The sequence below is a fragment of the Sphingomonas colocasiae genome, assembly GCF_019880585.1.
Lineage (GTDB): Bacteria > Pseudomonadota > Alphaproteobacteria > Sphingomonadales > Sphingomonadaceae > Sphingobium_A > Sphingobium_A colocasiae.
In genome coordinates this window covers 400,840-427,711 of the sequence record NZ_JAINVV010000011.1, presented here as the reverse complement: position 1 = coordinate 427,711, position 26,872 = coordinate 400,840, and the positions used below count along the sequence as shown (strand labels likewise).

The window sequence follows — 26,872 nt, the reverse complement described above, 5'->3', positions numbered from 1 at the left end:
GATGATGGGGAGGGGCGGCGCGCGCATCACGTCACCGCCTTCATGCGGCGGCGGACATCGTCCCAGTCGACCATGAACATCGCCGCCGCGAGGCGCGCGGCCGGTCGTTCGGGATCCAGGGTGTCGCCGCGCAGCGCGTCATTCTCGTGCGCGTGGCTCGACATATGGGCGACGAGCGGATGCACGCCCGGCGCGCCCGGCTGGTACCAGCTGCGATCGCCCTGCAACTGCATCGCGAGCGGCCGGGGCGCCCAGGCATATTCGGACCTGGGATCATAGTCGGGCAGCCGGTCGGCGAGATAGAGGCCATAGGCCGATCCGGTGCGGATCTGCAGGCCGCCGGCCTCGACGCCTTCCGCCTGAACCCGGCGGCGCGCCATCATGTCATAGGGATTGAGGAGGATGCTGAGCACCGCCCCTTCCTCGGACGGGGTGACGTAGCGCCCGTCGCGCATCACCGTATCGGCCTTGCCGGCGATCACGCTCTTGGCCCGGATGCTCAGCGTCGCGCCGACCAGCCGCACGCCGTCGATCGTCGGCACCACCGAGATGTTGATGTCGGCGTGCAGGCTGGCGCCGCGCACGTCGCTGAGCGAGGGCTGCCGCATCACCGCCTGGAACGCCACCATCGCACGGCGGCGAAGCAGATCGACTTCGGCCAGGGGAATGGCCGACAGGTTGCGCGGCTGATGGACATGCACGTCGGGGGCCTTCGAATACCAGCCGGGCAGGCCCGCGCCGGGGGCGGGCGCCGGCTGCGCCCAGCGCTGCATCAGCCTGGCGGGGGCGCGGCTGTCGGCCGGGACGGCGGGCACCGGGGCGATGGGCGTGGCGACCAGCGCGGCGAGCAGCACGCGGCGGAGCAAAGGATAGGTCATCGGGATTGCCTTGCTGGCGAGGACGGGAGGGAGCGGATTCAGGGCAGGGGAACGCCGAGCGCGGAACCAAGGCCGCGCAGCAGCCCGCGCTTCCTCTTCTGCCTGGCTTCGGCCGGAGAGGCGGGCCGGTCGCGGGCGTTCGCGCCATCTTCGTCGTCATCGTCGCCGCCGGACATCATCGCCGCCAGGTCCATGCCGAGCATGCCCATATGCCGCGCCCTGGTGAGCAGCTTCACCGCCCATCCCTCTTTCGCGTCGCGCGGGGAGCCGTAACTGGCCTCCGGCCCATAGGCCGTCATCATCAGCATCGCCGATGACGCCGCCTTGGCGACCGCCGTCGGAACGACGCATTCGGTGGCCTCGGGCGCGAGCAGGATGCGCTGCTGGACAAGCCGGGCGATATCCCCCTGATCGAGATAGTCGGGCAGCGCCATGCCCGGCATGCGCACCGCGCTGGACGTCCACATGACGATGGTGCCGTCCTCGCGCGCGCCGGTGACCGTCAGGATATAGCCGCGCGCATTGGCGAGCACGGGCCAGGCGACCTTGACCGCGCCCGATGCGAGCGGGGCATTGCGCGGCGCGAGCGGGGCGAGGAAATCGTTCGCGGGCGCCACGGTGAAGCGCATGTCCGGCGAATAATTGCCCTGTACCAGATGCTCGCCGGCAAGCGAGGCGTCGCGCGGCACGCGCGTGTCCTTTCGTTCATTGGGCCATTCGCCATAGGTGGCGTGGCGGAGCGCCGAGGGCGGCGTCAGCGCGCGGACATTGGGAACCGCGCCGAAGGGCGACGGCGCGCCGGGCTTCATCGTCGCGAGATCGATGACCACCGGCTGGCCCGACGGCGCGGTTTCGCCGCAGCCCCAATAGAGTTCGATCCGTCCCTTTGGCTGTTGCTGCGGGCCGGGGCGGTAATCGGGCCGGCCATCGGCCTTGGGCGCACCCGCCGGGGTGACGAGCGGCAACCGGTCGCCGGCGCGCAGTGCGCTGGGCGGCAGGTGATCGGCGCTTGGCGCCGGATTGCGGCGCACCGAGCCCAGCTGGAGCAGCAGGTTCTTCTCGACGCCGTTCGGCTGGCCGGCGGCCATTCCCGACACGGTTTCGGCGGACAGCCAATAGACCGCGTCGATCTTCGGTTTCGCCGCCTGTTGCGCGAAGGCGCCGGTGGCGGCGAGGGCGAGCGCGGACAGCGACGCCCCGGCGATCAGGATCGGTTTCATGTTCGAATCCTTGCAGATCAGGGTTGCGCTGGGGCGGCGGCCGGCGCGGAGGCCAGTGCGGTCGCGGTCAGCGTGGGCGGCGAGATGTGGAGGCGCTTGCCGGGATAATCGATCACGAAGCGCCGATCGGCGAACATGTCGATGCCCAGGATCACGGCGGGCTGGTCGAGCGAATATCCCAGCACCTTGAACACCGACAGGTCGGCGATGCGGATATTGCGGCCGTCCACCCTGGCATCGCCGATCGTCAGCGCGTCGATGCGCGCCTCCACGCTCGGCACCGCATGGCTGGTCGCGCCACGGATGTCCGACGCCCTCACCAGCCCGGGGCTGTCGGGCGATAGGCCGATCGCCCTGGCGGCGGCCCAGTTGACCACGGTGCCGCGCGCGCCGGTATCGAGGATCGCGGGCATCTCCACCCCGTTGATCCGGATCGTCAGGCGCGGCGCGCGCTGATCATCCAGCGTGAAGGGAACCGATGCGGGAAGCCCGTCGAGCATCGCCGTCTCCACCCTGGGCGTCATGCGCCAGCGCCGGCCGGGCATGTCCATCTCCACCGCGAAATCGGCGATGATGTCGGCGCCCAATATGCCGTCGGCGCCCAGCCGGTCGCTCGGCCCCGGCGGCAGCAGCATAAGTTCGGGCGAGCGCAGCATATGCCCGCCGGTCTGCAACTGGCCGACGGTCGCGGTCTCCACCTCGGTCGATCCGGCGGCACCGTCGAGCGGCTCGGCCGACGGCCTGGCGACCAGGCCCGGCATTTCCGCGCGCAGTCTGGGCAGGATCGTCGTGCTGCTCGCCGCCGTGTCGATCACGAAGCGGCGGGGCGCGGCGCCGTCGATGCTCACCTGCACGACGGGGTGGCCGGAGCGGAGGATCTCCAGCGGCTGGGTCTGCCCCGCCGGGGCGGCAGTGCTTGCCGGCGCGTCCGCGGCGCCGGTCTGCGCGCTCGCGCTCTTCTGCGCCTCCACGGCGACGAGCGCGCCGAGCAGGCCGAACATGATGAGGTGATGTCGATAACGGATATGGGTCATGGCCGATCTCCTGGCGGCGATGTGCCGCGAACGGGGCTCGACTATGGCGGACGCAGCACGCGCTCCACGCGTCTGCGACAAAGGCCGATATCGCTTCGCCGGAGCGGGAGGCGGCGCGACGAAGGCGGACGCTGGCGCGACGAGCACGGGCGTCAGCCGCCTGCATTTCCTTTATGCTCGACGCACATTACACGATGGAACCGGCATGACGCTGAAGCCCGAACATTATCAGACCCTGATCCTGATCGCCGCGACCTGGATCCTGTCCGGCATACTCTACATCATCCCCTATCATGTGTTCAGCGGCGCGGGCGTCTACGTCACCCTTTCGGTGATCAACATCTGCGTGATGGGCGCGCTGCTTTCGGGGGGTGTCTATTGGGCGGTCCGCAGAACGCGCCGGCACAGCGCGCTGGTCCGGCTGGCCGCGATGGGCGCGGCGGTGTGCCTGGCGTCGGGCATGCTGGCGCTGATCGACGCGACCACAGGCGAGTGGATCGGACGGCTGGTCGTTTCGCCGCAGCAGTCCGCGCCCTTCGCATTGCGCGCGACCAACAATTTCATCGCGCTGATCTGGCAGTTCGCGCTGCTCGGCGCGGCGTTCACGGTGATCGAGGCGAATCTGGTGACGCGCGAGCGCGAACTGGAACTGGCGGTGGCGCGCGAGGCGGCGAGCCGGGCGGAGGCCGCCGCGAGCGCGGCGAGCCTTGCGGCGCTGCGCTACCAGCTCAACCCCCATTTCCTGTTCAACACGCTCAACGCCATCTCGTCGCTGATCGTCATCAAGGATTATGGCGCGGCGGATGCGATGCTCGCCAAGCTTTCGGAATTCCTGCGCGCGACCCTGTCGGCGGAGCCCGACGCGCTGCTGCTGCTGGAAGACGAGCTGGCGACGCTCCAGCATTATCTGGAGATCGAAAGCGTCCGCTTCGGCGACCGGCTGGCGGTGGAGTTCGTCTGCCCGCCCGAACTGAACAACGCGCTCGTGCCCAATTTCCTGCTTCAGCCGCTGGTGGAAAACGCGATCAAATATGCGCTGGCGCCATCGGCGACACCGGTGACGATCCGGGTGGAGGCATCGACGCAAGGGGAGATGCTGGTGGTTTCGGTGGAGGATGACGGCACGGCCGACGAGAAACATGCGCGGCCGGGCACCGGCGTGGGCATCGCCAATATCCGGCAGCGGCTGGAGACGCTCTATGGCGCGGCGGGCGGGCTGGAGACGCTGAAGCGCGAGCGCGGCTTCGTGGCGACGGCGCGCCTGCCGCTCCGGCGCAGCATCGCGGGGGCAGTGGCATGAGCGCGCTCAGGATCCTGCTTGTCGACGACGAGCCGCTGGCGCTCCGCCGGCTCGACACGCTGTTCGGCGATATCGACGATGTCGTGGTGGTGGGCACCGCGGCGACCGGCGGGGAAGCGGAACGCCAGATCGCGGCGCTGCAGCCCGATCTGGTGATGCTCGATATCTCGATGCCCCAGAAAAGCGGGATCCGCGTCGCCGCCGATCTCGCCGCCGATCCGCGCCCGGAAATCATCTTCGTCACCGCGTTCGAGCAATATGCGCCCGACGCCTTCGAGGTCGACGCCGCCGACTATCTGCTGAAACCCGTGCGGTTCGACCGGCTGCGCCAGGCGGTGGAGCGCGCGCGCCGCCGCCGGACGATGCGCGACGCGGAAAACCGGCTGGCGGGCATGGCGCCGGCGGAGGTTCGCGACGCGGCAATCTGGGTGCAGGTGCCCAGCGGCAATCTGCGCCTGCCGGTCGCGCAGATCGAGTGGGTGGAAGCGGCGCGCGACTATGTGCTGTTCCACACCAGTACGCGCAGCTACATCCATCGCATCTCGATGACCGCGCTGGAAGACGTGCTCGATCCCGAGCAGCTGATGCGCGTCCACCGCTCGTCCTTCATCCGCCCCGCGCTCGTCAAGGCCGTGCAAAGGCTGGGCAAGGGGCTGATCGCGCTCGAAATGGAGGACGGCGCGGTGGTGCAGGTGGGGCCGAGCTATGTGCGGGCGGTGCTCGACCGGCTGGGGCTCGCCTGACGGTATAGGGCGGATCAAAATTCCCGCGAAAGCGCGCTGCCGTTCTGGATCATGTCCGGCGGTCGATATCGGGATGCAGGGATGCTGACGCATCCGCACCCTGAAACGCTCGCGCGATTTTCTCCTCCCTGCGCTTCAGCGCGGGGAGGGGGACCGCGACGCAAAGCGTCGTGGTGGAGGGGTGTTACGATGCGGTATTTCTCCCGACATCCAACAGAAATCGCTCGATAAACGCTATTTGAAGCGTTGCGCGGCGCCGACATCGCATTTCCCCTCCACCACCAGCCTCTGGCTGGCGGTCCCCCTCCCCATCGCTGCGCGACAGGGAGGAGAAGCCTGTGGCGCGTCCCCCTCCGAACGAATTTCCGGGCAGCGATGGAGCGGCGGGCGGGCTGCTTCGTCGCGCCTGGGGCCGGGCTCGTCGCCGGGGGGATGTTCCGGTCGCGCCGCGATCCGGATTGACAGCAACGGGCAGGCGCCGCCGCGCGCCGCGACCTAGAGCGATTTCCAGTCGGATGGAATCATCTGACGACTCGGAAATCGCGGTTTAACAAAGACTTAGAGCGGTTGATCTGATTCAATCAGATCGCAAACCGCTCTAACCGCCCGTCCGACGAACAAGAGGATATCGATGATGGTTTCGCGCAGCCTGCCCGCGTTCGCGGCGATATTGATGCTGTCGAGCGCGGCGGTTCCGGCCATGGCCAGGACCGCCGCCCCCAAATGCTCGGGCGGCTGGGCCGGATCGGTCACCTATTCGCGCAACCAGGCGCAAAGCAATTCGAAGACCGAGAAACGCGTTTCGGGCACGGGCACCGAGACCACCAACTGGTCGATGACCTATGACTATGTCGCGCAGGTGGCGGTTCGCGCGACGCAGAATTCCGATATCAGCGACGCGCTGGCGAATGTCAGCCTCAGCTCGATCTCGACCGAGACCAAGGCGGCGGAGGATCGGCACATCTGCCCGCATGAGCGCACGCCGCGCAGCATGTCCGGCAGTTTCGTGACGAAAAGCGAGACCCGCGCCAGCGGCAGCGGGATGGAGGCCGACGTCCATGTCGGCATGAACAGCGACGGCAGCTACAGCGTCGGCGTCCGCCTGCCCGAGATGAAGGGCACCGTCTCGGGATCATCGACGGCGAGCTATAGCGGCCAGTGCACGCCCAAAAAGGGGGTGAACAACAGCATCGCCGACATGCCGACGACGATCGACGCGGTCGTCTTTTCCAGCGGCGGCGGCGATCGGGTTTCGCCCGCCGATCCCGATCGCATCTCGGGCAGCTATTCGGTCAGCGCGCTCGGCGTCACCGAAAGTCTGGGCTGGAGCCTGCGCCGCTGCGGCGGCGCGCTGCGGCTGGTGGACATGAAGTTCGAGGATATGCGTTTCCCGACCTGGGAAGCCTGGCAGGAGATCACCGAACAGACAGGCACGATCGACGGCAATATCGTCCGGATCACCGCGATCGTCGCCAATGACGGGCCGGACGAGAAATCGACGACGGTGAAGTTCCGCGACACCTACAAGGGCGACAGATGGGACGGCGCCCGCCCCGACGGGATGCTGGGCGAGGTCACCGTCACCGTGCCGTCGGGCGAGCAGCGCGAAGCGGTCTTCGAATGGGACAGTTCGGGCTATTCCTGGTTCGACGACGGCCGCCCGCGCCTGGTGCAGCGCATCAAGGCCGAGATCGAGGATGCGGGCAAGAAGGCCGACGACATGACGCGCAACCTGAAGGTCGCGCCCAAACCCGTCCTGCTCGTCCACGGGCTATGGTCCAACTGGCGGACATGGGAGGTCTGGCAGAATATCCTGACCACCAGCCACAGCTATGACTGGAAGGCGTTCCCGGTGGGCGAGAGGCCCGAACATGGCCGGATGCGCACCGGCGAGGAACTGGGCAATCTGCAGCCGACCAACACGATCGCCCAGAATGCCGAGGAATTGCGGCGCTATATCGATTATGCGCAGAAGGACCGCAACGCCTGGCATGTCGACATCGTCGCGCACTCGATGGGCGGGCTGATCAGCCGGCGCTATATCCATGCCGCCATGCCCAGCTATGCCGACGGCAAGCCGCAGGTGTCGCATCTGGTGATGCTCGGCACCCCCAATATGGGCAGCCGCTGCGCGGACCTGATCAGTGCGCCGCTGGAGTTCGACGGGCGCTCGATGGAGGCGCTGCGCGAATTGCGGCCGAGTGTGGTGGAGAAATTCAACGCCATCCATACCGAGCGCAAGGGCGTGGAGTTCTCGGTTCTCGCCGGAAATCCGCTCCCCGCCATCTGCTATATGCTGAACGCCAATGACGGCGTGGTCACCGTGCCCTCCGCGACCTGGACGATAACGGACGTGGAGCAGCAGCGCGTGCTGCACATCAACATGACCGGTGCGGAGGGGTTCTCGTCCTTCGTGAAGCCGCGCGTCGCGATCGGGCCGGCGAAAGCGAACGCGTCATCGCGCGCCGCCGCGCCGGCGCGCGGCCGGCTGATGCTGATGGGCGTGGAAGGCGATCCCGCCGCCGCCCCCGATTTCTCGAAGATCGTGACGCTCGCGCCGGGCGAGACGATCGACGTAACCGTGCCCGTCAGGGATGCCAGGAATCTCGGCCTGACCTTCGTCGCCGCGAGCACGGTCTCCGCGACGCTCACCGACGACAAGGGCGCGGTGGCGGGCGAGAACAGGAGCGGCACGCCCGAGGCGCGCCAGATCTTCCGTTCGATCTTCGTCGACCGTGCGGTCACCGGGGGAATCTGGAGGCTGACATTGCGCAACGAGGATCAGGCCGTGGCGCGCGACGTCGTCCTGTCGACATGGTCGGGTGCCGGTTGACGCGGCGGCGCCCTCAACGATCTCCGGCGCGAGAACCTGATTCGGGACTCCCGTCGCCCGAGGGTGGATGCGCCCTGCGCCGCCAGAAGCGGAAGCGGTTCACCGCGCTGATGCCGCCGATGACCACGGCGACCCAGAACAGCGCCTCGGTCATGAGCACGGCGACCGTCCAGCTGACCGCGAAACGCGTCTTGTCGAACGGAAGCAGGAAGATGACGATGGCGACGCTCGCCCAGGTCATGGCGACGATCGACAGCGCGGCAATGCCCAGGATGCGGCGGAGGCGGGGGCTGGCGCGCTTCATTTTTCGCTCCCACCCCGGCCCGCCGGCGCCCGGCGCAGGGCGGCCGGATCGAAAAGCCTGCCATCGGCTAGGACCGCGCGGACGTCGGTGATGTCGCGCATGTCCTGCCGGGGATCGCTGTTCAGGAACAGGATATCGGCCTCCATCTTCGGCGCGATCCGGCCGGTGCGGCGGCCGAGGCCGAGCGCGTCGGCGGCATCGCTGGTCGCCATGCGCAGCACCGCCCAGGCGGGAATGCCGGCTTCGCGGTGAAGCGTCATTTCCTGCGACATGCTGAAGCCGGGCACGAGAAAGGCCATGCCCCCCAGATCGGTGCCGATCGTCATCCGCACGCCCTCCTCGTACATCCGCCGCGTCAGATCCAGCACCCTGGGCCAGACGGCGCGCGCCCGCGCACGATCCTGCGGTGTCCATCCCGCGTCGTGGCGGAAGATCTCGAAACTGGCACGCATAGCGGGATGCGCCTGATCCAGCCGCTGCGTGATCAGCGCGCGATCGTCGCCGTGGAACATCTGGCGGAAACCGATCAACGTGCCGTCGAGATGGATCTTGCGGCGCGCCATCGTCTTGATCATCAGCGCGATCTCCGTGGAATCGGGATCGGCGGCTTCATACCATTCGAAAAAGGCGTACGCGCCGGGCCGGCGCTGGGCGAGATAGTCCGCGCGGGCCGATCGCGGCAGCAGATCCGGGCTGATCGGCATCATATGGACGATGCCGTCGACGCCGATTTCGGCCGCGCGTGTCCAGCTGACGTCGCCGAGATGCGCGATGGCCTTGCGCTTGCGGGCATGGGCGGCCTTGACGCCCTGTTCGAGGTCCGCCGCGTTCAGCCCCTCGTACAGCTTTATATAGGCGGCGCCGGCATCCGCCTGTCGCGCGACGATCGTCGTCATGTCGCCATCCGGGCCGAGCCGTAGCGCCAGTCCCTTGAACGCGGCCGGAGAGCGGGTGATCACCTCTCCGGCATGGAGGGCTTCAGGCCCCGGATAGCGGCCTTGCGCGATATCGGCATCGTAGCCGCGCGCGATCGCCGGATCGCCGGCGGGATCGCGCACGGTGGTGACGCCGTAGGACAGCAGCATCGCGGCATTGTGGCGGGTGATCGCCGGATCATATCCGATCGCCAGATGGGGCGGGGCGGGCGTCTTCTCGATGGTGATCGGCCCAAGCGTCAGATGCGCATGGGTATCGATCAGGCCGGGCATGGCGAAGGCGCCGCGCATGTCGTGCGCGGTCGCGCCGCGGATATTGGGCCGGCCCCGGCCGATCCGCGCGATCCGCTTGCCCTCGACCAGGATATAGCTGTCCGGCACCGCCCGCTCGCGCACCGGATCGAGGATGGTGAGCCCATGATAGACATGCCGTTCGGCGGGTTCCGCGAGCGCGGGCGGCGCGACCATGGCGGCGGCCAGGGCCAGTGCGGTCTTGAGGTTTCGCAACACATCAGGCTCCATCAGGATTGTGCGAACACAGTCCGTCCGGGCCGGCGCGTCATTACGGATTTCGGGCGAAATATTCTTTGTAAGAAACGCGGCGCGCGGAAAGACTGAACGGGGATGCGCAGCCTGGAGGAGATCATCGACAGCTATGGCGCGGGGATCGCCCGGCTTGCCGCCTCCTATGAGGCGGATCCGATGCTGCAGGAGGATCTGACGCAGGACATATTGCTGGCGATCCACCGGGCGCTGCCGTCGCTGCGCGCGATCGACCGGCTGGGGCCGTTCGTGTTCCGCATCGCGCATAATCGCGGCGTGGAACATGTGATGAAGGAAATGCGGATCAAGCGGCAAAGGGCGGTCGAGATCGATCCGGAGCCCGACACCGGCGGCCCCGAGCGGCATGTGATGGCCGGGGATTCGTCGCAGCGGGTGCACCGCGCGATCCGGCGGCTGCCGCTGCCCTATCGCCAGGTGATCACGCTGCTGCTGGAGGATCTGAGCTATGCCGAGATCGGCGAGACATTGGGGATCAGCGCCTCGAACGTGGGGGTGCGCGTGAATCGCGCCAAGGCGCAGTTGAAGGCGATGCTCGATGGATGATGTGTTTCTCGACGGCTTGAAGCGGGATTGGCGGTCCGACACGGCCGATATCGCGCATCTCCGCAAATGGGTCGCGCGCCGCAAGGCACGGCTTCGGGCCGCGCCCTGGGGCAATCTGGCGAGCGTGCTGCTGATGGGCGGCCTGTTCCTGGGCTTCGCCCTCGCCGCGTTCGACCGGCGCGATCCGGTGACGGCGCTGGGCGCGTTCGCCTATCTCGTCGCGCTGGTCGCCGTCTCGGTCGGGTTCGTCAAATCGCTGAGGAACCGGTTCGTCGACAGCCAGGAAACGCCGCTCGACTTCCTGCGCCTCCACCGGCGGCTGATCGCCGCGGCGCGCCGGTCCTTATGGGGTGCGCGCTGCGCCGCGATCATCCTGATCGCCCTGTGCGCGGCGGTCTGGCTGATGGCCGCCGCCGGATATGCGCGGCCGGGCCTGGCGGCGTTCCAGTCCGCGACATGGGGGGCGGCCGCCATCCTGACCTGGGCCTGGCAGATCTGGCGCCGGCGCGGGCTGGACGATGAAGCGGACGCCTGCGATCGGATGATCGCGGCCTGTGAAGAGGCCGATCGGGAGAAGGCGTAGAGCTTCGCTCCCGCGGATATCGGCGACGAAAACCGACCGTCGCGCGACCGGTCCTCTCGCGCGGCATCGTGCGGCACGCTAGGCTCGCGCGCGATGGGGACCAGCCGACAGATCCTTGCCCGCCAGGCGGCGCTGCTGACGATCGGGCTGTGGCTCGCCACCGCCGCGCTCTTCCTGTTGCCGTCGATGCTGCTGGGCGTGCCGATGTCGGCATCGATGCTTGCGGGCGTCGGCAGCACGGTGGCGCTGGGCATTCCGGTTTCGGCGCTGATCTATCGGGTCGCCATGCGCTTTCGCGATGCCGCGCCCTCGTGGCGCTATGGGGTGACGGGCGCGGTCGCGCTGGCGGTGGCGATCGGGGTGACGCTGATCGATGCCTATAAGAGCGCGTGGCTGATGCATCTGCTCAATCCCGAAATGGGGCCGGAGCGCGTGATGTTCCGCGCGCTCGGCAGCCTGGCCGGCTGGGTGCCGCTGTTCGCGCTGATCGCCGCGCTTTATCTGATCCTGATCCACAACGAGCAATTGGCGGCCCGCGCGCGCGAGGTCGCCGCCGCGCGCGAGGCCGCGAGCCGCGCCGCGCTCGCGGCGGCGGAGGCCGAGCGCGCGACCACCGCCGCGCGGCTCGAAATGCTGCGCTATCAGCTCAACCCGCATTTCCTGTTCAACACGCTCAACGCGATCTCCTCTTCGGTGGTCACCGGCCGCGCCGATGCGGCGGAGTCGATGCTGGGCAAGCTTTCCGATTTTCTGCGCACGACGCTGACCGCGCCGGCGAGCGGCATGGTCGCGATCGAGGACGAATTGCAGACCCTTGCCGATTATCTCGCGATCGAGGGCGCCCGGCTGGGCGAACGGCTGAATGTCGAGATGAATTGCCCGCCCGAATTGCGCGACGTGCCGATCCCCGCCCTGCTGTTGCAGCCGCTTGTCGAAAACGCGATCAAGCATGGCGTCGGGTCGACCAGCCGGCCGGTGGTGCTGTTGGTGGATGTCTCGCGGGATGCCGGGCATGTCCGCATCTGCGTGGCCGACGATGCCGGCGGGAATGGCCGCGCATCCGGCGTTCCGGGCACCGGGCTCGGCCATGCCAATGTCCGCGAACGCCTGGCCGCGATCTATGGTGCGGCGGCGGCGCTCGACGCGGCGCCGACGGAGGCGGGCTATCGCGCCTGTGTCCGCTGGCCCGTGGGCGGATGAGCGGGGCGATGCGTGTCCTGCTGGTCGACGACGAACCGCCCGCGATCGAGCGGCTGGCTGCATTCTTCGCGAATATTCCGGGAACCGAGATCGTCGGAACCGCCGTCAACGGGATCGCGGCGCAGGCGGCGATCGAGCGGCTGCAACCCGATCTGGTGATGCTGGACATCCAGATGCCGGAAATGGGCGGCCTCGCGCTCGCCGGCACATTGCCGCTCGACGAACGGCCTGAAATCGTCTTCGTCACGGCCTTCGAACAATTCGCGCCCGACGCGTTCGAGGTGGAAGCGGCGGATTATCTGCTGAAGCCGGTGCGGCTGGATCGGCTGCGGCAGGCGGTGGAGCGCGCGAAGCGCCGCCAGGCCGGCCGCCGCGCGGCATTGCAGGCGGCGATGGCCCCGCCGGCGGCGGCATCCGCGTTCGACGATGCGATCTGGGTGCAGATACGCGACGGGCAGACGCGCGTGCCGGTGGCGGCGATCGACTGGATCGAGGCGGCGGGCGATTATGCGATGCTGCACACGCCGCTGCGCAGCCATTTGCTGCGCACCACCATGTCCGCGCTCGAAAGGCGGATCGACCCCGCCGAACTGATGCGCGTCCATCGATCCGCCTTTGTCCGGCTTTCGCGTGTCGTGGAGATCCGCCGGATCGACAAATGGCTGCTGACCCTGGTGCTGTCCGACGGCGCCGAGGTGGCGGTGGGGCCGAACTATGCCAAGGCCGTCGCCGCCGCGCTTTCGGGCTGATCCTTTTTACGAACGCCGGGGCTTTCGGCTTCATCCGGGCCTGTGTATCGCGGCCATGACCGAGGATGAAGGAACGATCAGTTGGACGAGAAGAATTCCGGGGAATTGTCGAGCATCACAATTCGCCTGGAGGGCAAGGAGGATGCCGCGCCGATCTGCAACATGCTGCGTGGCCTGTTGCTGGCGAGCGGGGTCGAGCTGAAGGGCATCACCAATGGCCGATTGCTGCGCGGCCACACCGTCGCGTTCGATACGGCCGCCGTCGCGGAGAAGTTCGTGAGCGATCTCGGAGCGCTGTTCAGCCAGGCGGTGCTGGACCGGCTCGAGATCGGCTTGCACGGCCAGGATTGACCTGCCGATTCCTATCCGCGCGTGAAGGCCCAGCGGCTGGGGCCGCTGCTCAGCACGAACCGGCCGCCCGCCAGTTGCATGTCGTAGCGCTCCGTCGCCTTCGCGAGCGCGGACGTGCCCTTGCGGCCACAACTCGACGCGAAGCTTTCGGTGCCGCCTTCCACTGTGAAGACCGCCTTGCCGTTGCCCTGCGCGACCTGCCCCCGCTTCACCTGGGTTGTCGTGAGCGTGCAATCCGGTTTCTCGGCATGGCGCCGCACGATCGTCCATTCGAACCGCCCATTGGCCTGGATCGCGAGCGTCATCGATCGGGCGACGTCCATCGGCACGGCTTCGGTGACGATCGTCGTGCGCGTCATCGATCCATAGCCGACGGTGCCGCCCAGATTGGTGCCGTGCGACACGCCGACATTGGGCTGGAGCTTGATGCGCGGCGCCAGCACCAGTTCCTTGCCGCTGCTCGACTGGACCCAGCGGCCGGCGGCGCCGGCGGGCGCCGGTTGGGCGCGGATCGCCGTGGATGCTACGGCACCGGCAGCCGCGATCAGCAGAATGCAACGCGTCTTCATCGCCATGGTCCTTGTGCCCGATCGATTCAGAAAACGCCGACCCAGCTGTCGCTGCCGGCATATTCATTGGCCTTGCCCCAGCAGATCAGGCCGGGCCGCGCGGCGCTCTGACCGTCCTTTTCGATACGATAGGTCATCTTGCGGCAGCGAAAGCCATTCACCTGTTCCTCGCCGTCGATGGTCAGCGTTCCGGCGAAGCCGTTGGAATTCCAGCGCTGGACATGGCCGATCGGCAGCCGCGACAGGCGCGTTTCGGCGCCATTATATTTGCCCGAATATTCGTCGCGCGGCCAATCGATCCAGCCTGCCTGGGTATAGCCGCCCTCGCAGCCGGTGCACCGTACCTTGCCGAACGCGTCATAGGCCGCCTTCGCGGTCTTCCATTCCTCGGCGATCGTCATGCGGCTGGGATATCTGGCGTCGTTCTCCGCCATTCTGCGCCGGGCGCGTTCGGTCGCGGTCGCGGTCTCGGCCGCCGCCGCCGGTTTCGCGGATGGATCGGATGGGCCGGTCTCGGCCGGGCGTTCGGCGCATCCGCCCGACGCCAACGCATCACCCGTCGCCTCCACCGCCGCGCCCAGGATCGAATCCGCCACTCCGCTCGACCGCGCGGCCGAAAGCAGCCCGCCAAGCCCGCGCTTCTTCTGGGGCTGCGCCCGTTCGGCGCAGTCTTCCCGCGCCTGCGCGGCGGATGGGGCGACGGCAAGCGCGGTTCCCGCCGCCAGCAGCGCGAGAGTGATGGGATAGTGCATCGCGTCCTCCTCGAATCGATCGGTCGGGACATGCCGAAGTGCGGCGCGCGCATCGCCATCGTCGCGACCGAAGCCGCCGCCGGGGCGACGGGGAGGGCGGCCGGCGACGAACACGCCACGGCATGAGACGAAAACCTCATCCTGGTCGAGCCGGCGTGGCGCTTGAGCGGTCCAGGGTGTGGATGCGTGAGCATCCCCGCACCTTTATATCAGGCGTGCGGCAGGGCAGGCCCGGCCCGCCTCAAGATCCCGAAATTCCGGGTGCCGGTGCGCTTTACCCCCAGGCCCCTTGGCGGGCGCGTTCGCGCATCGCCTCGATAAAGGCGCGTACTGCCGGCATCGCCGCGCGGCCGGAATCGTAGAGCAGGCTGACGGGCATCGGCGGCGGAGCATGATCGGTGAGCACCGCTATCAATCGCCCGGCGACGATCGCCTCGCGCGATTGATAGCTCAGCACATTCGCCAGTCCCAGTCCCGCTTCCGCCGCCGCGATCGTCGCGTCGATCGTGTTGACGCTCAGGCGCGGCGAGACCTCCACCACCGTCTCTCCCTTCGCGCCGAAGGGCCAGGCGGCGCCCACGCGCACGCCGCTGCCGGTGATGCAGCGATGGCGCGCCAGATCGGCGGGGGCGGCGGGGGCGCCATGTTCGGCGAGATAGGCGGGGCTGGCGACGATTGTCTGCCGCACCGATCCGATCGCGATCACGCGCAACGCGCTGTCGGCCAGCGCGCCGATCCGCACCGCGACGTCGATGCCTTCCTCGACGATGCGGACATTGCGATCGAGCAGCATCATCCGCGCGCTCAACCCGTCATGCCGGGCAAGCAGCGCGTCGATCACCGGCAGCACGTGCAGCCGCCCGAACATCACCGGCGCGGTCACGTAAAGCTGGCCGCGTGGCACCGAACGCCCGCCCGTCACCACCTGTTCGGTCTCGCGCAGATCGGCCAGGATCCGGCGCGCGCGATCGAGCAGCGCTGCGCCCTCGTCGGTTAGCGACACGGCGCGCGTCGACCGGTGGAACAGGGGGACGTCCAGATGACGTTCGAGCGCGGCGATCGCGCGGGTGATCGCCGGCGGTGAGATGCCGAGCGTCCGCGCCGCCGCCGCGAAGCCGCGCTGATCGGCCACCGCGACAAAGGCGGTGAGGGCTTCGAACCGGTCCATTATTTCTCCTGGTGAAATAGTGAATGCGAATATTCGGTGATTATCGCGTATGTGGCAACGCGATATCGTCCGCGGCATGGCACAGACCTATCTCCACACCATGTTCGGCGACGGCGCCCGCGCGCTGCAACAGGCGGCTGGATCGCGCGCATCCTATGCGCGGATGGAGGCGGGGGCGGGCGAGATGGACATACTCTCCGATCGCGAGCTCGACTTCATCGCGGCGCGCGACAGCTTCTACATGGCGAGCGTCAGCGAGGATGGCTGGCCCTATGTCCAGCATCGCGGCGGCCCGGCCGGCTTCCTGCGGCATATCGCGGGCAATCGCATCGGTTTTGCCGATTATCGCGGCAATCGCCAATATCTCTCGGCCGCCAATCTCGCCGCCGACGATCGCGTGTCGCTGTTCCTGATGGATTATCCCAATCGCCGCCGGCTGAAGCTGATCGGCCACGCTCATGGCAGCGCCGATCCCGCCGATATCGCGGCGCTGATGGCGCCTGATTATGCCGCCGAACCGGAACGCGCCTTCGTGATCGACGTGATCGGGTTCGACTGGAATTGCCCGCAGCACATCACGCCGCGCTTCACCGAGGCGGAGGTCCGCCACGCCACTCAGCCGCTGCTCGCCGAACTGGCGCGGCTGCGTACGCATATCGCAAAACTGGAAGGAGATCGGCCATGACCGAAAAACTCACGCGCGGCGTTCATCATATCGGCCTCACCGTTCCCGATCTTGATCAGGCGCGCGCCTTTTTCTGCGGTCTGCTCGGCTTCGACGAGGTCGGCGGGGTGCCCGATTACCCCTCGATCTTCGTTTCCGACGGCAGGATCCTGCTCACCCTGTGGCGCGCGGCCGATCCGCTGACCGCCCGCGCATTCGACCGGCGCGCCAATATCGGGCTTCATCATCTGTCGCTGGCGGTGGCCGATGATGACGCGCTTCAGGCGGTGTGGGAAAAGATACGCGCGCATCCGGGCGTGGTGGTGGATGCAGCCCCCGGCCCGATCCGGCCGGGATCGGCGACGCGGCATTTCCTGATCTTCATTCCCGGCGGGATCCGGATCGAGTTCGCGACGCCATTCGGATAGGCGGCGCGCTCGAATATCGGCTGTCTGCCATCAGGAACTGGCGCGAGAGCAAAAATGCGTCGACGAGGCGAAGGCCAGGCTTTCGACGGCGGCGGCGCCGGATCGTCTCCGGCGGGGATTATCCGCTTGCGCGAACCGATCATGGTGGGGAACAAGCGCCGATACCGCCAAGCGACGGCTTGCCCCGGGGGAGCCTGATGAGCCGATTTCGAACTGAGGTGCTGGATTGGCTGGGTGCCGGGCGCGCCGTGGCCGGGCGTGAGCGGGAGGTGCTGCGCATTGCAGATGTGACGCCATCGCCCGCGGACTGGCGCACCTTCCTGGGGCATCTCACCCTGTGGCTCGGGACCGTCGCGCTGGCCGCCGCCGTCATCTTCTTCTTTGCGTTCAATTGGGCCGATCTCGGCCGTTTCGCCAAGTTCGGGCTGGTCGAGGCGGCGATCCTCGCCGGGCTGCTGGCCTGCTGGCGGCTCGATCTGGACGGGATGCCCGGCAAGGCGATGCTGGTGATGCTGAGCCTGCTGACCGGTGCGCTGCTCGCCCTGTCGGGTCAGATCTACCAGACCGGCGCCGATACCTATGAGTTGTTCGCCTGGTGGGCCGTGCTGATCCTGCCCTGGGTAACGGTGAGCCGCTTCAGCCCCTTATGGCTGATCTGGCTGGCCCTCATCAATCTTGCCCTGTTCTTCTATTTTTCGCTCTCCCGGTCCGCCGATCCCCTGCTCTGGAGCATGTTCGCGCTCAACACCGCCGCGCTGATCCTTTGGGAAGCGGCGCATCGCGCGGGCCTTTCGTGGCTGCGGGACAATTGGCCGCCACGGCTGGTGTCGATCGCCGCGGGGTGCGGCGCGACGGCGCTGGCCGTCTGGGCGATCTTCGAAAGCGACGAGATCGCCGGCATGCGCGCGCTGGCCGCGCTGGCCTATCTCGCCTGGCTGGCGGCGCTGTACGGCTGGTACAGGCACTGCCGCCCCGATCTGTTCATGCTGGCGGGCGGCGTGCTGAGCCTGATCGTCACGGTCGCGGCTTTCCTGACGCATCATATGGTCGAATCCGGATCCGGCGCCTTTCTGCTGATCGGGCTGGTGGTGATCGGCATGTCGGCGGGCGGTGCGATCTGGCTCAAATCGGTCTCACGGGCACAGGCGGCATGAGCGCGGCCGAGCTATGGGCCCGGCTCGGTGCCGAGGGCCTGGTCGAAGGCGAGATGCCGGCGCCGGACCGTTCGACGTCGCCCTGGTATGTCCGCGTGATGCTCGGCATCGCCGGATGGATCGGCGCCCTGTTCCTGCTGGTCTTCGCCGGCGCCGCCTTCTCGTTCCTGATGAGCGATCCCGCATCGGCGCTGCTGGCCGGTGCGGCCTGTTGCGGCGGCGCCTTCGCCCTGCTCCGGGGCTTGGACGGCAACGACTTTGCCGAACAGTTCGGCCTGGCCGTCAGTCTTGCCGGCCAGGGGCTCATGATCATGGGGCTTGCCGACCTGCTCGACGCCTGGATGCCGCTGCTCTATATCGCCATCGCCGCGATGCAGGCGGTGCTGGCGCTTCTCGTCCCGAATTTCCTCCATCGCCTGCTCGCGACCTGCGGCGCCGCGATCGCGGGCGCGCTGGCGGTGAACGCGGCGGCGCTGCACGGATTGTCCGCCCCCATATTGTGCCTGGGCCTGGCGCTGGTCTGGCTGGAGCCGAAGCTCTGGGCCGTCAGGGGCGGGATCTGGCGTCCGGTCGGCTATGGGCTGGTGCTGGCGCTGCTGCTGGTCGAGACCTTCCGCCTGTTCGGCGATGGGGGCCTGTTCGCGTCCGCACAGGCGCCGCGCTGGATCGCGATCCACGGCCCCCTGATCGGACGGGTGCTGACGGCGGCGATCCTGCTCTTCGTCGCCGCCGTTCTGATCGCGCGCGAGGGGGCGGGGCCGCGAAGTCCGGTCGCGCGCGGGGCGGGCGCCATCGCCCTGGTGCTGGCGCTGGTCTCGCTGGCGGCGCCAGGCCTGGCCTCGGCATTGCTGATCCTGCTGCTGGGCTTTGCGGTCGGCGACAGGCTGTTCGCCGGCCTGGGAATCTTGAGCCTGCTCGGCTTCGTTTCCCATTTCTATTACAGCCTGCACGCGACGCTGCTGGAAAAGTCCGCCATATTGGCGGCCACCGGCCTGTGCCTGCTTCTCGTGCGGTTCGCGCTGCGGCGTGGTTTTGCCGTGTCGGGCACGATGGAGTCCGGGCATGCGTAAGCTGGTGGCTTTGATTGCCGGGGTCGCCGTCCTGGCCGTCGTCAATTTCGGAATCCATCAGCGCGAGCAATTGCTGACGCACGGCCGGATCGTGTTGCTCGAACTGGCGCCGGTCGATCCGCGATCGCTGATGCAGGGCGATTATATGCGGCTCGATTTCGCGCTCGCCAACCAGGCCTTTCCCTTCGATCGCCGGCAGCCGCAGGCCGATGGCCGGATCGTGGCGGCACTGGATAAGCATGGCGTCGGCCGGTTCCGCCGCTTCTTCGATGGCCGGCCGCTGGCGCCGGACGAAATCGCGCTGCGTTATCGTGTCCGAAACGGGCAGCCCAACTTCGCGACCAACGCCTATTTCTTCGAAGAGGGGCAGGCGAAGACCTATGAACCCGCCGCCTATGGCGAGTTCCGGGTCGGCGCCGATGGCGAGATGATCCTGACCGGGCTGCGTGACGCCCGCTTCGGCGCGTTGGGGGCAAGCCGCTGAACCGGAGTGCCGGTTCGTCCGGCAGACTCGGCTGAAATCCCGCTTCTCGGCATATTCTGCGCTGTGCTGAAGCGTATGCGAGCAGGAAACGATGTCCGCCGCGCGATAAGGATGCGCGCCAAGCCCCGTAGAATCGGGGTTAATTTATTTCCAATTTGGAAAATTCTCTCCATGACGGAAAATTTACTTGCGAATTATTGCGAAATGGAGAAATAGGCGCAATTGAGGCGCAAGGGACCGCCCAATGCCGAAATAAGAGGGGATTTCAATGGGAAACGTGACGAATTCGCTGCGCCATCGGGAAATGATGCGCGCGCTTCTTGGCACGGCCGCGCTCTCGCTGGCTTTCGTCGCGGCGCCGGCGCTGGCCCAGGAAGCCGGCGCGACACGGGCTGCCGCCAGCGACTCGGCGGATGCCGCGGCTGAAGACATCATCGTCACGGGTTCGCAGATCGCGCGCACCGGCTTCGATACGCCGACGCCGGTGACCGTCGTCAGCGTCGCCGATTTCGAACGCGTCGCGGCCCCCAACATTGCCGACGCGCTCAACCAGATGCCCGCGCTGAAGCCGAGCATCACGCCGGCGGCGACCACCAATCTGTCGAAGCTGGCGGGCGCGAACTATCTCGATCTGCGCGGCCTCGGCTATCTGCGCACGCTGACCCTGATCGACGGGAAGCGCTATGTGCCGTCGAGCCCCGAAGGCGTCGTCAACGTCAACATCATCCCGCAGGCGGTGATCGGCTCCGTCGAAGTCGTGACCGGCGGTGCATCCGCGGCCTATGGTTCGGACGCCGTCGCCGGCGTCGTCAACTTCCGGCTCGACCACAAGCTCGATGGCGTTCGCGGCAGCGCGCAATATGGTCTGAGCGACTTTGGAGATCACAAGAACTATCTTGGTTCGATCGCATACGGCACGAAGTTCGGCGATGGCCGCGGCCACCTGCTGCTCGGCGCTGAAATCGCCGAGAACAAGGGCATCAAGCGTGTTTCGCGTCGCCCCTGGTCCAACCACAGCGTCATCAACAACCCGGCCTATACGCTCACCAACAACGAGCCCGCCTATATCCTGGTCGATGACGCACGCCTTTCCGAGTCGGCCTATGGCGGCGTGATCAACAGCGTGGCGGGTGGCAATCCCGCTGGTCTGATCGGTACGGAATTCCTGGCCGGCGGCCAGACGCGCCGCTTCGACTATGGCACGCTTCAGGCCGGCGGCACCCAGAATGGCGGCACCGGCGTTGCGGCCACGGGCGATCTCGTGCTCGAACAGCCCTATAAGCGCTGGGCGGCGTTCGGCGCGACCGAGTTCGAATTCTCCCCGCACGCCACCGCCTATGGCAGCTTCAGCTATGGCCAGTCCAAGCTGCGCGGCGACAGCATCATCGGCAACGATCAGATCACGATCCAGGCCGACAACGTCTTCATCCCGGCCTCGGTCCGTTCGATCCTGAACGCCAATCCGGGCGTCACCAGCTTCACCATGGGCCGCACGCTCAACGACTATGGTCGCGGCTATTTCGACCAGAAGGCCTGGAGCTGGCAGGCGATCGCCGGACTGCGCGGCGACATCGCCGGCTCGTGGAGCTACGATCTGTCCTATGCCTATGGAAAGAGCCGCAACAAGACGGTCTTCGCCGGCACGCGGATCACGCAGGCCTGGCGCGATGCGGTGGACGCGATCGACAATCCGAACACCCCCGGTGTCGTCGACCCGATCTGCCGTTCGACGCTGACCAATCCGAACAATGGCTGTATTCCGCTGAACCTGTTCGGCCCGATCGCGCCCGGCGAACAGGCGGCGGCGATCGCCAAGATCCTCGCCCCGTCGCTGCGTGACTGGCATCAGGTCCAGCAGAGCGCCGACCTGATCGTCCGCGGCGAACTTCTCCAGCTTCCCGCCGGGCCGCTCGCCGTCGCGGGTGGCGTCCACTGGCGCAAGTTCACGACCGACGTCCGCTCGGATCCGCTGTCGGCATCGCGTACGCCCACCGGCGGCACCTATCTGCGCGTCGGCAACACGCTGCCGTTCAAGGGTGAGGAAACGGTGAAGGAAGCGTTCGGCGAAGTGCTCGCGCCGATCTTCGTCGACTCGCGTTTCGGCAAGCGGCTCGAACTCGACCTTGCCGGCCGTATCACCGACTACAAGACCTCCGGCCAGGTCGAGACCTGGAAGGTCGGCGTGAATTACGAGGTGAACGACGTCGTCCGGCTGCGTGCCACGCGGTCGCGCGACATCCGCGCGCCCAACCTGCAGGAGTTGTTCGCGAAGGGCCAGACGCTGGTCTTCACGGTCAGCGATCGCGCCCGCCAGGTCCCCAACCTCAACGGCGTGGTCGGTCCGGACAATTACACCGCGACAACCACCTCGGGCGGCAATCCCGGCCTGAAGCCGGAAAAGGCCGACACGTTCACTGCCGGCCTCGTTCTGTCGCCGGCACCGCGGATGCGGATCTCGCTCGATTATTATAACATCAAGATCAACGGCGCGATCTCGACGCTGGGCACCGGCGCGATCCTCGACCAGTGCTTCAACGGCAACAATGCGCTCTGTTCGCTGATCTCGCGCGAATCCAGCACCAACGGACTGTCGCCGGGCCGGATCACCAACATCCTGCTCGCGCCCGCCAATATCCAGGGTATCAAGACGCAGGGTGTCGACTTCGAGGCGGCCTATAGCTTCCCGTTCGCCAACGGAACGCTCGGCATCCGCCAGCTGGCGACCTATGTCGACCAGCTCGATCTGATCGGGTCGCAGGGCGAGATCACCGAACTGGCCGGCACCACGGCGCAGGTGGCGATCGACGGTCCCAGCGGCACCTCGCGGATCCGCACCTCGACGATCCTGGACTTCAGCAACGACGCGTTCCGGGTGAGCGCCACCGGCCGCTATGTCAGCGGCGGCCGCGTGACCCGCGACATCGATTCGGACAAGCCGCTGGTGCCGATCAGCGATCCGATCCGCGTGAAGGGCCGCTTCTATCTCGACCTTGGCGCGGAAGTGACGCTGTTCCGTCCGGGCGAGGATGGCCGGGTGGCGTTGTTCGGTTCGGTCCTGAACGCGTTCAACAAGATGCCGCCGATCACCGGCTACGACGAATATGCCGCGCCCCGGCAACTGTTCGACGTGATCGGTCGCCAGTTCACGGCCGGCGTGCGCTTCAACTTCTAAAAGCTGCGGACCGCCGCCGGGACATGGTCCCGGCGGCGGTTGTCACAATCGGAATCCTGTGCCGGCGGTTGAACTACCGGCCATTTCCTCAAGCGCCGGCCCGCGCCTTCCAGGCCGCGAGCACCGCCGCTTCCTTTTCGGGCGTGATGGCGAAGCTCGCCTTTGTCCGCCGCTCGGCGGAGACGGCGTCCGAATTCCACCAGGCCAGCGTATCGCGCACCGTTTGGGCGAGCGGGCGATGGGTGAGGCCGTGCGCCAGCGCCTTGTCGAAATTGACGGTGGAGAAGCCCAGCGCATTGCCGCGCGGCAGCGCCCAGGGCACCGCGCTTGTCACCTCGTGCTTTTCCAGGAAGTCGTAATCGTCGACCCAGGTGAATTGCAGCGGATTGTCCGTGCTCACCGCCGCGCGCACGCCGCCGAGCAACTCGCCCATCGACAGCGACGATCGCGGGCCGGCGACATTGAAGATGCCCGTCGTCCGGTCCTCCATCATCCGCACCATCCATTCGGAAAGGTCGCGGACGTCGACCAGTTCGACGCGGTCCGACTGCCGGCCCGGCGCCAGCACCTCGCCCCCGCGCGCCACGCGCTGCGGCCAATAGGGGAAGCGATCGGTGGTGTCGCCAGGCCCCACGATATAATGCGGCCGCACGATCATCGCCTTGCCGGGAAAGGCCTTCTGGGCCTCGATCTCCGAAAGCGCCTTGCTGACCCCGAAGGTGCTGCCCGGATCCTCCGGGATCGCTTCCAGGCGCGGCTTGACGTTCTCGTCGATATTCGTCGTCAGGAACGGATAATAGACGCTGGCGGACGAGACATATTGGTAGATGCCGGCGCGGCCCCGCAACAGCCCGGCGGACATGCGCACCCAATCCGGGTTGGTGGCCGAATTGTCGATCACGCAATCCCAGCTTCCGGTTTTCAGCGCGTCGAGCTGCCCGTTGCGATCGCCCTGCAGATGCGTCACGCCCGCGGGCAGATCGGCCTGTCGCTTGCCGCGATTGAAGACGGTGACATTGTGGCCGCGCTCGACGGCGTAGCGCACCTGATAGGGCCCGATGAAACCGGTGCCGCCCAGAATGAGGATGCGCAGCGGCGCGCGCGCCTTGCCGGCGGGCGCTGCCGCGCGCGCGGCGCCGGACGCCAGCGCCAGGCCGATGCCGGCGCCTCCCGACATTTTCACGAAATCCCGTCTTGTCGTCATCTCCGGCCCCTCCCTGCGATAGCATTGGTCTATGCGAGCAGGCGCGCCGACCTCAAGCCGCTTATCTGCGAAAGGCGGACTGGGTTCGGCATATGTCGGCTGGGGGCGGGGATCCGCACCGATGGAACGACCCGATGATCTCCGCGGTTCTGGAGCGCATGGACAGGATGAAGATCCGCATCGCGCTTGCGTGCCCGTTGCTGCTGCTGGCGTGCGAGCAGGGCCGAAGCCCGGAGAAGCCGGTCGCGCCGCCCGTGACCGAAACCAATGCCGGCCATGAAATGGCGGTGTCGGGCGAGGGCGCGCCTGTCGCCGGGCCGGCCTCCACGCCACCGGGGCTGACGCCCGAGGCCGAAGCCGGCGTCAAGGGCGCACGCAACATCCTGCTTGCCTTCGCGCAGGCGATCGAACGGAAAAACTATGAACAGGCACGCGCGCTGCTCGCTCCCGCGGATCGGCAGAAATGGAGCCGGCCCGCATTCGCCGCCATTTTCGCGGATATGGGCGAAATCACCGTTGCCATTCCCGATGGCAGGATAGAGGGCGCGGCGGGCTCAAGCTATTACACCGCGCCCGTCACCATCACCGGCGACGACAGGGATGGCCGCCCCGTCCGGATCGAAGGGGAGGCGGTGTTGCGGCGCGTCAACGATGTCCAGGGCGCGACCCCGGCGCAACTGCGCTGGCACTTCGAGGCGCTGACGCTCGACTGGGCGCATTGAGGAGCGGCCGGTGACCGGGCCGATATCGACCGGAAGCTATTCCGGCTGTCCGCGTGCGCCGAAACAGGCGGCCAGGGCCCAGCCCAGCAGCGCGCAACCGCCCAGCCACATCAGGAAGGCCGGCGCATCGCCGAGCCACGCGCAGGCGAAACCGGGCAGACAGGCGGCGGCGACGAGCCATCGCCTTTTGCCCATGGGCATGCCGCCGCTCTTGTCGCCGGCAGTGCGCCTGCGCTTCGGATCGCCGATGCAGAGCAGGAGGATCGGGATGGCGGAGACGACGAGGGCGGCCAGCGCCAGGGCGATCATCGTCATGCGTCGACCGCCCTGGCGACGATCGGGGCGGAGCGATCAGGCGTGCGCAGCGCCGTCCGGCAGCCATGCAGCATCCAGATGCCGGCGGCGACGAAGGCGATGTCGAGCGCGGCGATGACCGGCTGGCCGGCGGCGACCGCTTCGCCCCAGCCGGGGCCGCCCGCGACGGTCAGGCGCAGCAGCGGCAGCATGAGCGCGACCGCCCCGGTCGCGCCTTTCAGCAACCGGGTGAGCGTCTCGTTCGAACGGACGAGAGCGCCAGCGAGTATCGCTGCACCGGACGCGATCAGGAAGGCGGCTGTGGTCCAGTATACCGCCGATCCGATCGGCATGGCGACCAGGAACGCGGCGGCCGATGCGACGAGCCCGAACGGCAGGCCATAGCCGACCACCGTCACCGTGCGTTCGAGCCATGCAAGCGAGCGGGCCTCCGCCTTGCGCCGCACCACCCAGAGCCGCATGCCGGTGAAGGTGACGTAGCACATGGCGAAACCCAGCCCGAACCAGATCGCCTTTGAAAGCATGCCCGCGAAATTGCCGAAATGGAGCGGACCCATGATCCCGGCCAGCGTTCCGCCCGCCGACGGGCGTGTGCCCACCGTCGGCTTGGCGCGCTCGAAGCGCGCCGTCGCGCCATCATAGAGCAGCGAGACGGGTTCGATGTCGCTCGCCCTGGGGTTGTGGAAGGTGGTGATGCTCGCATCGGCGCGGCCGAAATTCTCGATCGCGATGAAGGTCGGCGCCTCGCCGGTGCGGCGGATGGCGTCGGCGGTGACGCGATCGAGATTGCCGATGGCGATCGGGCGCGGATCGGGCGTGCCGGGATTGCCGAACACCGCCTCGCTCAACGCCTCCACATCGCCGCCGAACGCCGCCATCGCGACGACGGGCACGCCGATGCTGCCGAAAAAGGAGAAGAAGCTGCCGGTGAAGGCCAGGATGAAGGCGAAGGGCAGGCTCCATGTGCCCGCCACGCTGTGCCGGTCGCGATCGACCAGCACCGGATTGGCGCGGCGGCGCAGCGTGAAGATGTCCTTGAACAGATGCCGATGGATCAGCAGGCCGGAAATCGCCGCGACGAGCATGGCCAGCCCCAATATGCCGGTCAGCAACAGGCCCCAGGGATTGGGCACGTGCAGGCGGACATGGGTGTCGACCAGGAAGCTGCTGAGCGCATCGTCGTTGCGCGGGCCGAAGATATCCTCGCTGAAGCCCTGGACGGTGCGGCGGAGGCGGCCCGCATTGTCGAGCTGATAATAGATGCCGCGTTCGGTGGGCATGCCCTTCGCGTCCAGTTGGTCGCGGTGGAAGAACACGCCCAGGCCATGATCGCCGATCTCGAACAGGCTGGCCGCCTCTCGATATTCGGGCGGCGTGATCGCGGCGAGGCGGCGGATCCTGGCGTCGATCGGCGTTTGGAAGGCCGAACGGCTGGCGACATGGCCCGCCGACCATGCGCCGATCTCGTGCGCGAAGACGGCGGCGGTGCCCGTCAGCACGACGGCATAGAGCAGCAGGCCGAGCAGGATGCCGGACCAGCCGTGCACCGCGACCATCGCCTTGGTCTCATCCTTTTTGAGATGGATCATCCGGCTTTCTCCGTAACCGGCGCCTGGCCTATGAAGCGCGATGCGATCAGCCCGCCATGCACCAGGAAGAGTGCTGCGGCGACCAGCGCCACGCGCGCGATGCTGCGATCGAGGCAGGCATGGAAGAAAAGCGCCGCCCAGATCAGCGGGGCGAGAACGAGCGGGAAGGCCAGATTGTCGATGCCGGCCGCGCCGCCGGGCAGCCACAGGGGCATGCCGGCCAGCAGCGTCAGCGCCACGATGACCGCGCCCGGCCCGGCGAGGAGGATCCGCGCCCATCGGCGCCGGGAGCGGGGCCGCACTGCTTCCATCTGATCGCGCATGATGGCCGGGGTAAATCGGTT

The 26,872-nt window shown here is 67.5% G+C and carries 27 protein-coding genes; 15 read left to right on the top strand and 12 right to left on the bottom strand.

What is annotated here, in order from left to right; genetic code table 11:
* Nucleotides 1–26: 26 nt before the first annotated feature.
* Genes K7G82_RS23590 through K7G82_RS23580 form a run of 3 tightly spaced genes read right to left on the bottom strand, consistent with a single transcriptional unit; the run spans nucleotide 27 to nucleotide 3,132 of the window.
* Nucleotides 27–878, bottom strand: a complete 852-nt coding sequence (locus K7G82_RS23590) for a hypothetical protein (RefSeq protein WP_222992401.1) — start codon at nucleotides 876–878, stop codon at nucleotides 27–29.
* A gap of 38 nt (nucleotides 879–916) precedes the next feature.
* On the bottom strand, nucleotides 917–2,098 hold the full coding sequence (locus K7G82_RS23585; protein ID WP_222992400.1) for a hypothetical protein: 1,182 nt from the start codon (nucleotides 2,096–2,098) through the stop codon (nucleotides 917–919).
* Nucleotides 2,099–2,115: 17 nt separating this feature from the next.
* Entirely contained in the window at nucleotides 2,116–3,132 is a 1,017-nt protein-coding gene (locus tag K7G82_RS23580) for a retropepsin-like aspartic protease (RefSeq protein ID WP_222992399.1), read from the bottom strand.
* Nucleotides 3,133–3,337: 205 nt separating this feature from the next.
* On the opposite strand from K7G82_RS23580, the gene K7G82_RS23575 reads away from it, so the two are divergent.
* The 3 genes from K7G82_RS23575 (at nucleotide 3,338) to K7G82_RS23565 (ending at nucleotide 8,008) form a co-directional block, all read left to right on the top strand.
* Complete coding sequence (locus K7G82_RS23575) at nucleotides 3,338–4,432, top strand: sensor histidine kinase (RefSeq protein ID WP_222992398.1); 1,095 nt, start codon at nucleotides 3,338–3,340, stop codon at nucleotides 4,430–4,432.
* Nucleotides 4,429–5,175, top strand: coding sequence for a LytR/AlgR family response regulator transcription factor (locus K7G82_RS23570; protein ID WP_222992397.1), 747 nt, complete (start codon nucleotides 4,429–4,431; stop codon nucleotides 5,173–5,175). The genes K7G82_RS23575 and K7G82_RS23570 overlap by 4 nt, the downstream gene beginning before the upstream one ends.
* A 631-nt stretch (nucleotides 5,176–5,806) precedes the next feature.
* Nucleotides 5,807–8,008 carry an esterase/lipase family protein gene (locus tag K7G82_RS23565; RefSeq protein ID WP_222992396.1) on the top strand — a complete coding sequence of 734 codons (2,202 nt, stop codon included), beginning with the start codon at nucleotides 5,807–5,809 and terminating at the stop codon, nucleotides 8,006–8,008.
* A gap of 13 nt (nucleotides 8,009–8,021) precedes the next feature.
* Here K7G82_RS23565 and K7G82_RS23560 read toward each other — a convergent pair whose 3' ends face one another.
* Both K7G82_RS23560 and K7G82_RS23555 read right to left on the bottom strand, forming a co-directional pair.
* The gene (locus tag K7G82_RS23560) at nucleotides 8,022–8,312 is read right to left on the bottom strand and encodes a hypothetical protein (RefSeq protein ID WP_222992395.1); all 291 of its coding nucleotides are present in this window, start codon (nucleotides 8,310–8,312) and stop codon (nucleotides 8,022–8,024) included.
* A complete protein-coding gene (locus tag K7G82_RS23555; protein WP_222992394.1) occupies nucleotides 8,309–9,757 on the bottom strand; it encodes an amidohydrolase family protein in 1,449 nt (482 codons plus the stop codon). The genes K7G82_RS23560 and K7G82_RS23555 overlap by 4 nt, the downstream gene beginning before the upstream one ends.
* Nucleotides 9,758–9,871: 114 nt before the next feature.
* Here K7G82_RS23555 and K7G82_RS23550 point away from each other — a divergent pair, with 114 nt between their 5' ends.
* The 5 genes from K7G82_RS23550 to K7G82_RS23530 all read left to right on the top strand — a co-directional run bounded on the left by K7G82_RS23550 (nucleotide 9,872) and on the right by K7G82_RS23530 (nucleotide 13,237).
* The gene (locus K7G82_RS23550) at nucleotides 9,872–10,354 is read left to right on the top strand and encodes an RNA polymerase sigma factor (RefSeq protein WP_222992393.1); all 483 of its coding nucleotides are present in this window, start codon (nucleotides 9,872–9,874) and stop codon (nucleotides 10,352–10,354) included.
* Entirely contained in the window at nucleotides 10,347–10,937 is a 591-nt protein-coding gene (locus K7G82_RS23545; protein ID WP_222992392.1) for a hypothetical protein, read from the top strand. The genes K7G82_RS23550 and K7G82_RS23545 overlap by 8 nt, the downstream gene beginning before the upstream one ends.
* Before the next feature lie 93 nt (nucleotides 10,938–11,030).
* Nucleotides 11,031–12,137, top strand: a complete 1,107-nt coding sequence (locus K7G82_RS23540) for a sensor histidine kinase (protein WP_222992391.1) — start codon at nucleotides 11,031–11,033, stop codon at nucleotides 12,135–12,137.
* 8 nt (nucleotides 12,138–12,145) lie between these two features.
* Nucleotides 12,146–12,886, top strand: coding sequence for a LytR/AlgR family response regulator transcription factor (locus K7G82_RS23535; protein WP_222992390.1), 741 nt, complete (start codon nucleotides 12,146–12,148; stop codon nucleotides 12,884–12,886).
* 81 nt (nucleotides 12,887–12,967) lie between these two features.
* Entirely contained in the window at nucleotides 12,968–13,237 is a 270-nt protein-coding gene (locus tag K7G82_RS23530) for a hypothetical protein (RefSeq protein WP_222992389.1), read from the top strand.
* A gap of 11 nt (nucleotides 13,238–13,248) precedes the next feature.
* Here the strand turns inward: K7G82_RS23530 and K7G82_RS23525 are convergent, their stop codons facing one another.
* The 3 genes from K7G82_RS23525 to K7G82_RS23515 form a co-directional block, all read right to left on the bottom strand.
* Nucleotides 13,249–13,806, bottom strand: coding sequence for a hypothetical protein (locus tag K7G82_RS23525; RefSeq protein ID WP_222992388.1), 558 nt, complete (start codon nucleotides 13,804–13,806; stop codon nucleotides 13,249–13,251).
* A gap of 26 nt (nucleotides 13,807–13,832) precedes the next feature.
* Nucleotides 13,833–14,558, bottom strand: coding sequence for a hypothetical protein (locus tag K7G82_RS23520; protein WP_222992387.1), 726 nt, complete (start codon nucleotides 14,556–14,558; stop codon nucleotides 13,833–13,835).
* 274 nt (nucleotides 14,559–14,832) lie between these two features.
* A complete protein-coding gene (locus tag K7G82_RS23515) occupies nucleotides 14,833–15,726 on the bottom strand; it encodes a LysR family transcriptional regulator (RefSeq protein WP_222992386.1) in 894 nt (297 codons plus the stop codon).
* Nucleotides 15,727–15,802: 76 nt separating this feature from the next.
* Here K7G82_RS23515 and K7G82_RS23510 point away from each other — a divergent pair, with 76 nt between their 5' ends.
* The 6 genes from K7G82_RS23510 (at nucleotide 15,803) to K7G82_RS23485 (ending at nucleotide 22,698) form a co-directional block, all read left to right on the top strand.
* Nucleotides 15,803–16,411 carry a pyridoxamine 5'-phosphate oxidase family protein gene (locus K7G82_RS23510; RefSeq protein WP_222992465.1) on the top strand — a complete coding sequence of 203 codons (609 nt, stop codon included), beginning with the start codon at nucleotides 15,803–15,805 and terminating at the stop codon, nucleotides 16,409–16,411.
* Nucleotides 16,408–16,818 (top strand): VOC family protein, encoded by a 411-nt coding sequence (locus K7G82_RS23505; RefSeq protein WP_222992385.1) that lies wholly within the window; start codon nucleotides 16,408–16,410, stop codon nucleotides 16,816–16,818. The genes K7G82_RS23510 and K7G82_RS23505 overlap by 4 nt, the downstream gene beginning before the upstream one ends.
* A gap of 197 nt (nucleotides 16,819–17,015) precedes the next feature.
* Nucleotides 17,016–17,972, top strand: a complete 957-nt coding sequence (locus K7G82_RS23500) for a DUF2157 domain-containing protein (protein WP_222992384.1) — start codon at nucleotides 17,016–17,018, stop codon at nucleotides 17,970–17,972.
* Nucleotides 17,969–19,042 carry a DUF4401 domain-containing protein gene (locus tag K7G82_RS23495; RefSeq protein WP_222992383.1) on the top strand — a complete coding sequence of 358 codons (1,074 nt, stop codon included), beginning with the start codon at nucleotides 17,969–17,971 and terminating at the stop codon, nucleotides 19,040–19,042. The genes K7G82_RS23500 and K7G82_RS23495 overlap by 4 nt, the downstream gene beginning before the upstream one ends.
* The gene (locus K7G82_RS23490) at nucleotides 19,035–19,526 is read left to right on the top strand and encodes a GDYXXLXY domain-containing protein (protein WP_222992382.1); all 492 of its coding nucleotides are present in this window, start codon (nucleotides 19,035–19,037) and stop codon (nucleotides 19,524–19,526) included. The genes K7G82_RS23495 and K7G82_RS23490 overlap by 8 nt, the downstream gene beginning before the upstream one ends.
* Nucleotides 19,527–19,833: 307 nt before the next feature.
* Nucleotides 19,834–22,698: a TonB-dependent receptor domain-containing protein gene (locus tag K7G82_RS23485; RefSeq protein ID WP_222992381.1), complete on the top strand. Its 2,865-nt coding sequence runs from the start codon at nucleotides 19,834–19,836 to the stop codon at nucleotides 22,696–22,698.
* Nucleotides 22,699–22,786: 88 nt separating this feature from the next.
* Here the strand turns inward: K7G82_RS23485 and K7G82_RS23480 are convergent, their stop codons facing one another.
* The gene (locus K7G82_RS23480) at nucleotides 22,787–23,902 is read right to left on the bottom strand and encodes an NAD-dependent epimerase/dehydratase family protein (protein ID WP_222992380.1); all 1,116 of its coding nucleotides are present in this window, start codon (nucleotides 23,900–23,902) and stop codon (nucleotides 22,787–22,789) included.
* A gap of 134 nt (nucleotides 23,903–24,036) precedes the next feature.
* Here K7G82_RS23480 and K7G82_RS23475 point away from each other — a divergent pair, with 134 nt between their 5' ends.
* The gene (locus tag K7G82_RS23475; RefSeq protein ID WP_246623802.1) at nucleotides 24,037–24,624 is read left to right on the top strand and encodes a hypothetical protein; all 588 of its coding nucleotides are present in this window, start codon (nucleotides 24,037–24,039) and stop codon (nucleotides 24,622–24,624) included.
* Between the two features lie 36 nt (nucleotides 24,625–24,660).
* Here K7G82_RS23475 and K7G82_RS23470 read toward each other — a convergent pair whose 3' ends face one another.
* From K7G82_RS23470 to K7G82_RS23460, 3 genes are read right to left on the bottom strand one after another with little or no spacing between them, the layout of a single operon-like run.
* Entirely contained in the window at nucleotides 24,661–24,939 is a 279-nt protein-coding gene (locus K7G82_RS23470) for a hypothetical protein (RefSeq protein ID WP_246623801.1), read from the bottom strand.
* Nucleotides 24,936–26,528 carry a PepSY-associated TM helix domain-containing protein gene (locus K7G82_RS23465; RefSeq protein ID WP_222992379.1) on the bottom strand — a complete coding sequence of 531 codons (1,593 nt, stop codon included), beginning with the start codon at nucleotides 26,526–26,528 and terminating at the stop codon, nucleotides 24,936–24,938. The genes K7G82_RS23470 and K7G82_RS23465 overlap by 4 nt, the downstream gene beginning before the upstream one ends.
* Complete coding sequence (locus K7G82_RS23460; protein ID WP_343228629.1) at nucleotides 26,525–26,830, bottom strand: hypothetical protein; 306 nt, start codon at nucleotides 26,828–26,830, stop codon at nucleotides 26,525–26,527. Before K7G82_RS23460 ends, K7G82_RS23465 begins: the two co-directional genes overlap by 4 nt.
* Between the last annotated feature and the right edge of the window lie 42 nt (nucleotides 26,831–26,872).

Excerpts from the sequence above, each read along its gene's own strand:
- K7G82_RS23525 (WP_222992388.1), bottom strand. The coding sequence starts at position 13,806 with ATGAAGACGCGTTGCATTCTGCTGATCGCGGCTGCCGGTGCCGTAGCA.
- K7G82_RS23565 (WP_222992396.1), top strand. The coding sequence starts at position 5,807 with ATGATGGTTTCGCGCAGCCTGCCCGCGTTCGCGGCGATATTGATGCTG.
- K7G82_RS23540 (WP_222992391.1), top strand. The coding sequence starts at position 11,031 with ATGGGGACCAGCCGACAGATCCTTGCCCGCCAGGCGGCGCTGCTGACG.
- K7G82_RS23515 (WP_222992386.1), bottom strand. The coding sequence starts at position 15,726 with ATGGACCGGTTCGAAGCCCTCACCGCCTTTGTCGCGGTGGCCGATCAG.
- K7G82_RS23520 (WP_222992387.1), bottom strand. The coding sequence starts at position 14,558 with ATGCACTATCCCATCACTCTCGCGCTGCTGGCGGCGGGAACCGCGCTT.
- K7G82_RS23500 (WP_222992384.1), top strand. The coding sequence starts at position 17,016 with ATGAGCCGATTTCGAACTGAGGTGCTGGATTGGCTGGGTGCCGGGCGC.
- K7G82_RS23470 (WP_246623801.1), bottom strand. The coding sequence starts at position 24,939 with ATGACGATGATCGCCCTGGCGCTGGCCGCCCTCGTCGTCTCCGCCATC.
- K7G82_RS23545 (WP_222992392.1), top strand. The coding sequence starts at position 10,347 with ATGGATGATGTGTTTCTCGACGGCTTGAAGCGGGATTGGCGGTCCGAC.
- K7G82_RS23475 (WP_246623802.1), top strand. The coding sequence starts at position 24,037 with ATGATCTCCGCGGTTCTGGAGCGCATGGACAGGATGAAGATCCGCATC.
- K7G82_RS23495 (WP_222992383.1), top strand. The coding sequence starts at position 17,969 with ATGAGCGCGGCCGAGCTATGGGCCCGGCTCGGTGCCGAGGGCCTGGTC.
- K7G82_RS23570 (WP_222992397.1), top strand. The coding sequence starts at position 4,429 with ATGAGCGCGCTCAGGATCCTGCTTGTCGACGACGAGCCGCTGGCGCTC.
- K7G82_RS23505 (WP_222992385.1), top strand. The coding sequence starts at position 16,408 with ATGACCGAAAAACTCACGCGCGGCGTTCATCATATCGGCCTCACCGTT.
- K7G82_RS23510 (WP_222992465.1), top strand. The coding sequence starts at position 15,803 with ATGGCACAGACCTATCTCCACACCATGTTCGGCGACGGCGCCCGCGCG.
- K7G82_RS23550 (WP_222992393.1), top strand. The coding sequence starts at position 9,872 with ATGCGCAGCCTGGAGGAGATCATCGACAGCTATGGCGCGGGGATCGCC.
- K7G82_RS23485 (WP_222992381.1), top strand. The coding sequence starts at position 19,834 with ATGCGCGCGCTTCTTGGCACGGCCGCGCTCTCGCTGGCTTTCGTCGCG.
- K7G82_RS23580 (WP_222992399.1), bottom strand. The coding sequence starts at position 3,132 with ATGACCCATATCCGTTATCGACATCACCTCATCATGTTCGGCCTGCTC.
- K7G82_RS23480 (WP_222992380.1), bottom strand. The coding sequence starts at position 23,902 with ATGACGACAAGACGGGATTTCGTGAAAATGTCGGGAGGCGCCGGCATC.
- K7G82_RS23585 (WP_222992400.1), bottom strand. The coding sequence starts at position 2,098 with ATGAAACCGATCCTGATCGCCGGGGCGTCGCTGTCCGCGCTCGCCCTC.
- K7G82_RS23590 (WP_222992401.1), bottom strand. The coding sequence starts at position 878 with ATGACCTATCCTTTGCTCCGCCGCGTGCTGCTCGCCGCGCTGGTCGCC.
- K7G82_RS23465 (WP_222992379.1), bottom strand. The coding sequence starts at position 26,528 with ATGATCCATCTCAAAAAGGATGAGACCAAGGCGATGGTCGCGGTGCAC.
- K7G82_RS23490 (WP_222992382.1), top strand. The coding sequence starts at position 19,035 with ATGCGTAAGCTGGTGGCTTTGATTGCCGGGGTCGCCGTCCTGGCCGTC.
- K7G82_RS23560 (WP_222992395.1), bottom strand. The coding sequence starts at position 8,312 with ATGAAGCGCGCCAGCCCCCGCCTCCGCCGCATCCTGGGCATTGCCGCG.
- K7G82_RS23535 (WP_222992390.1), top strand. The coding sequence starts at position 12,146 with ATGCGTGTCCTGCTGGTCGACGACGAACCGCCCGCGATCGAGCGGCTG.
- K7G82_RS23575 (WP_222992398.1), top strand. The coding sequence starts at position 3,338 with ATGACGCTGAAGCCCGAACATTATCAGACCCTGATCCTGATCGCCGCG.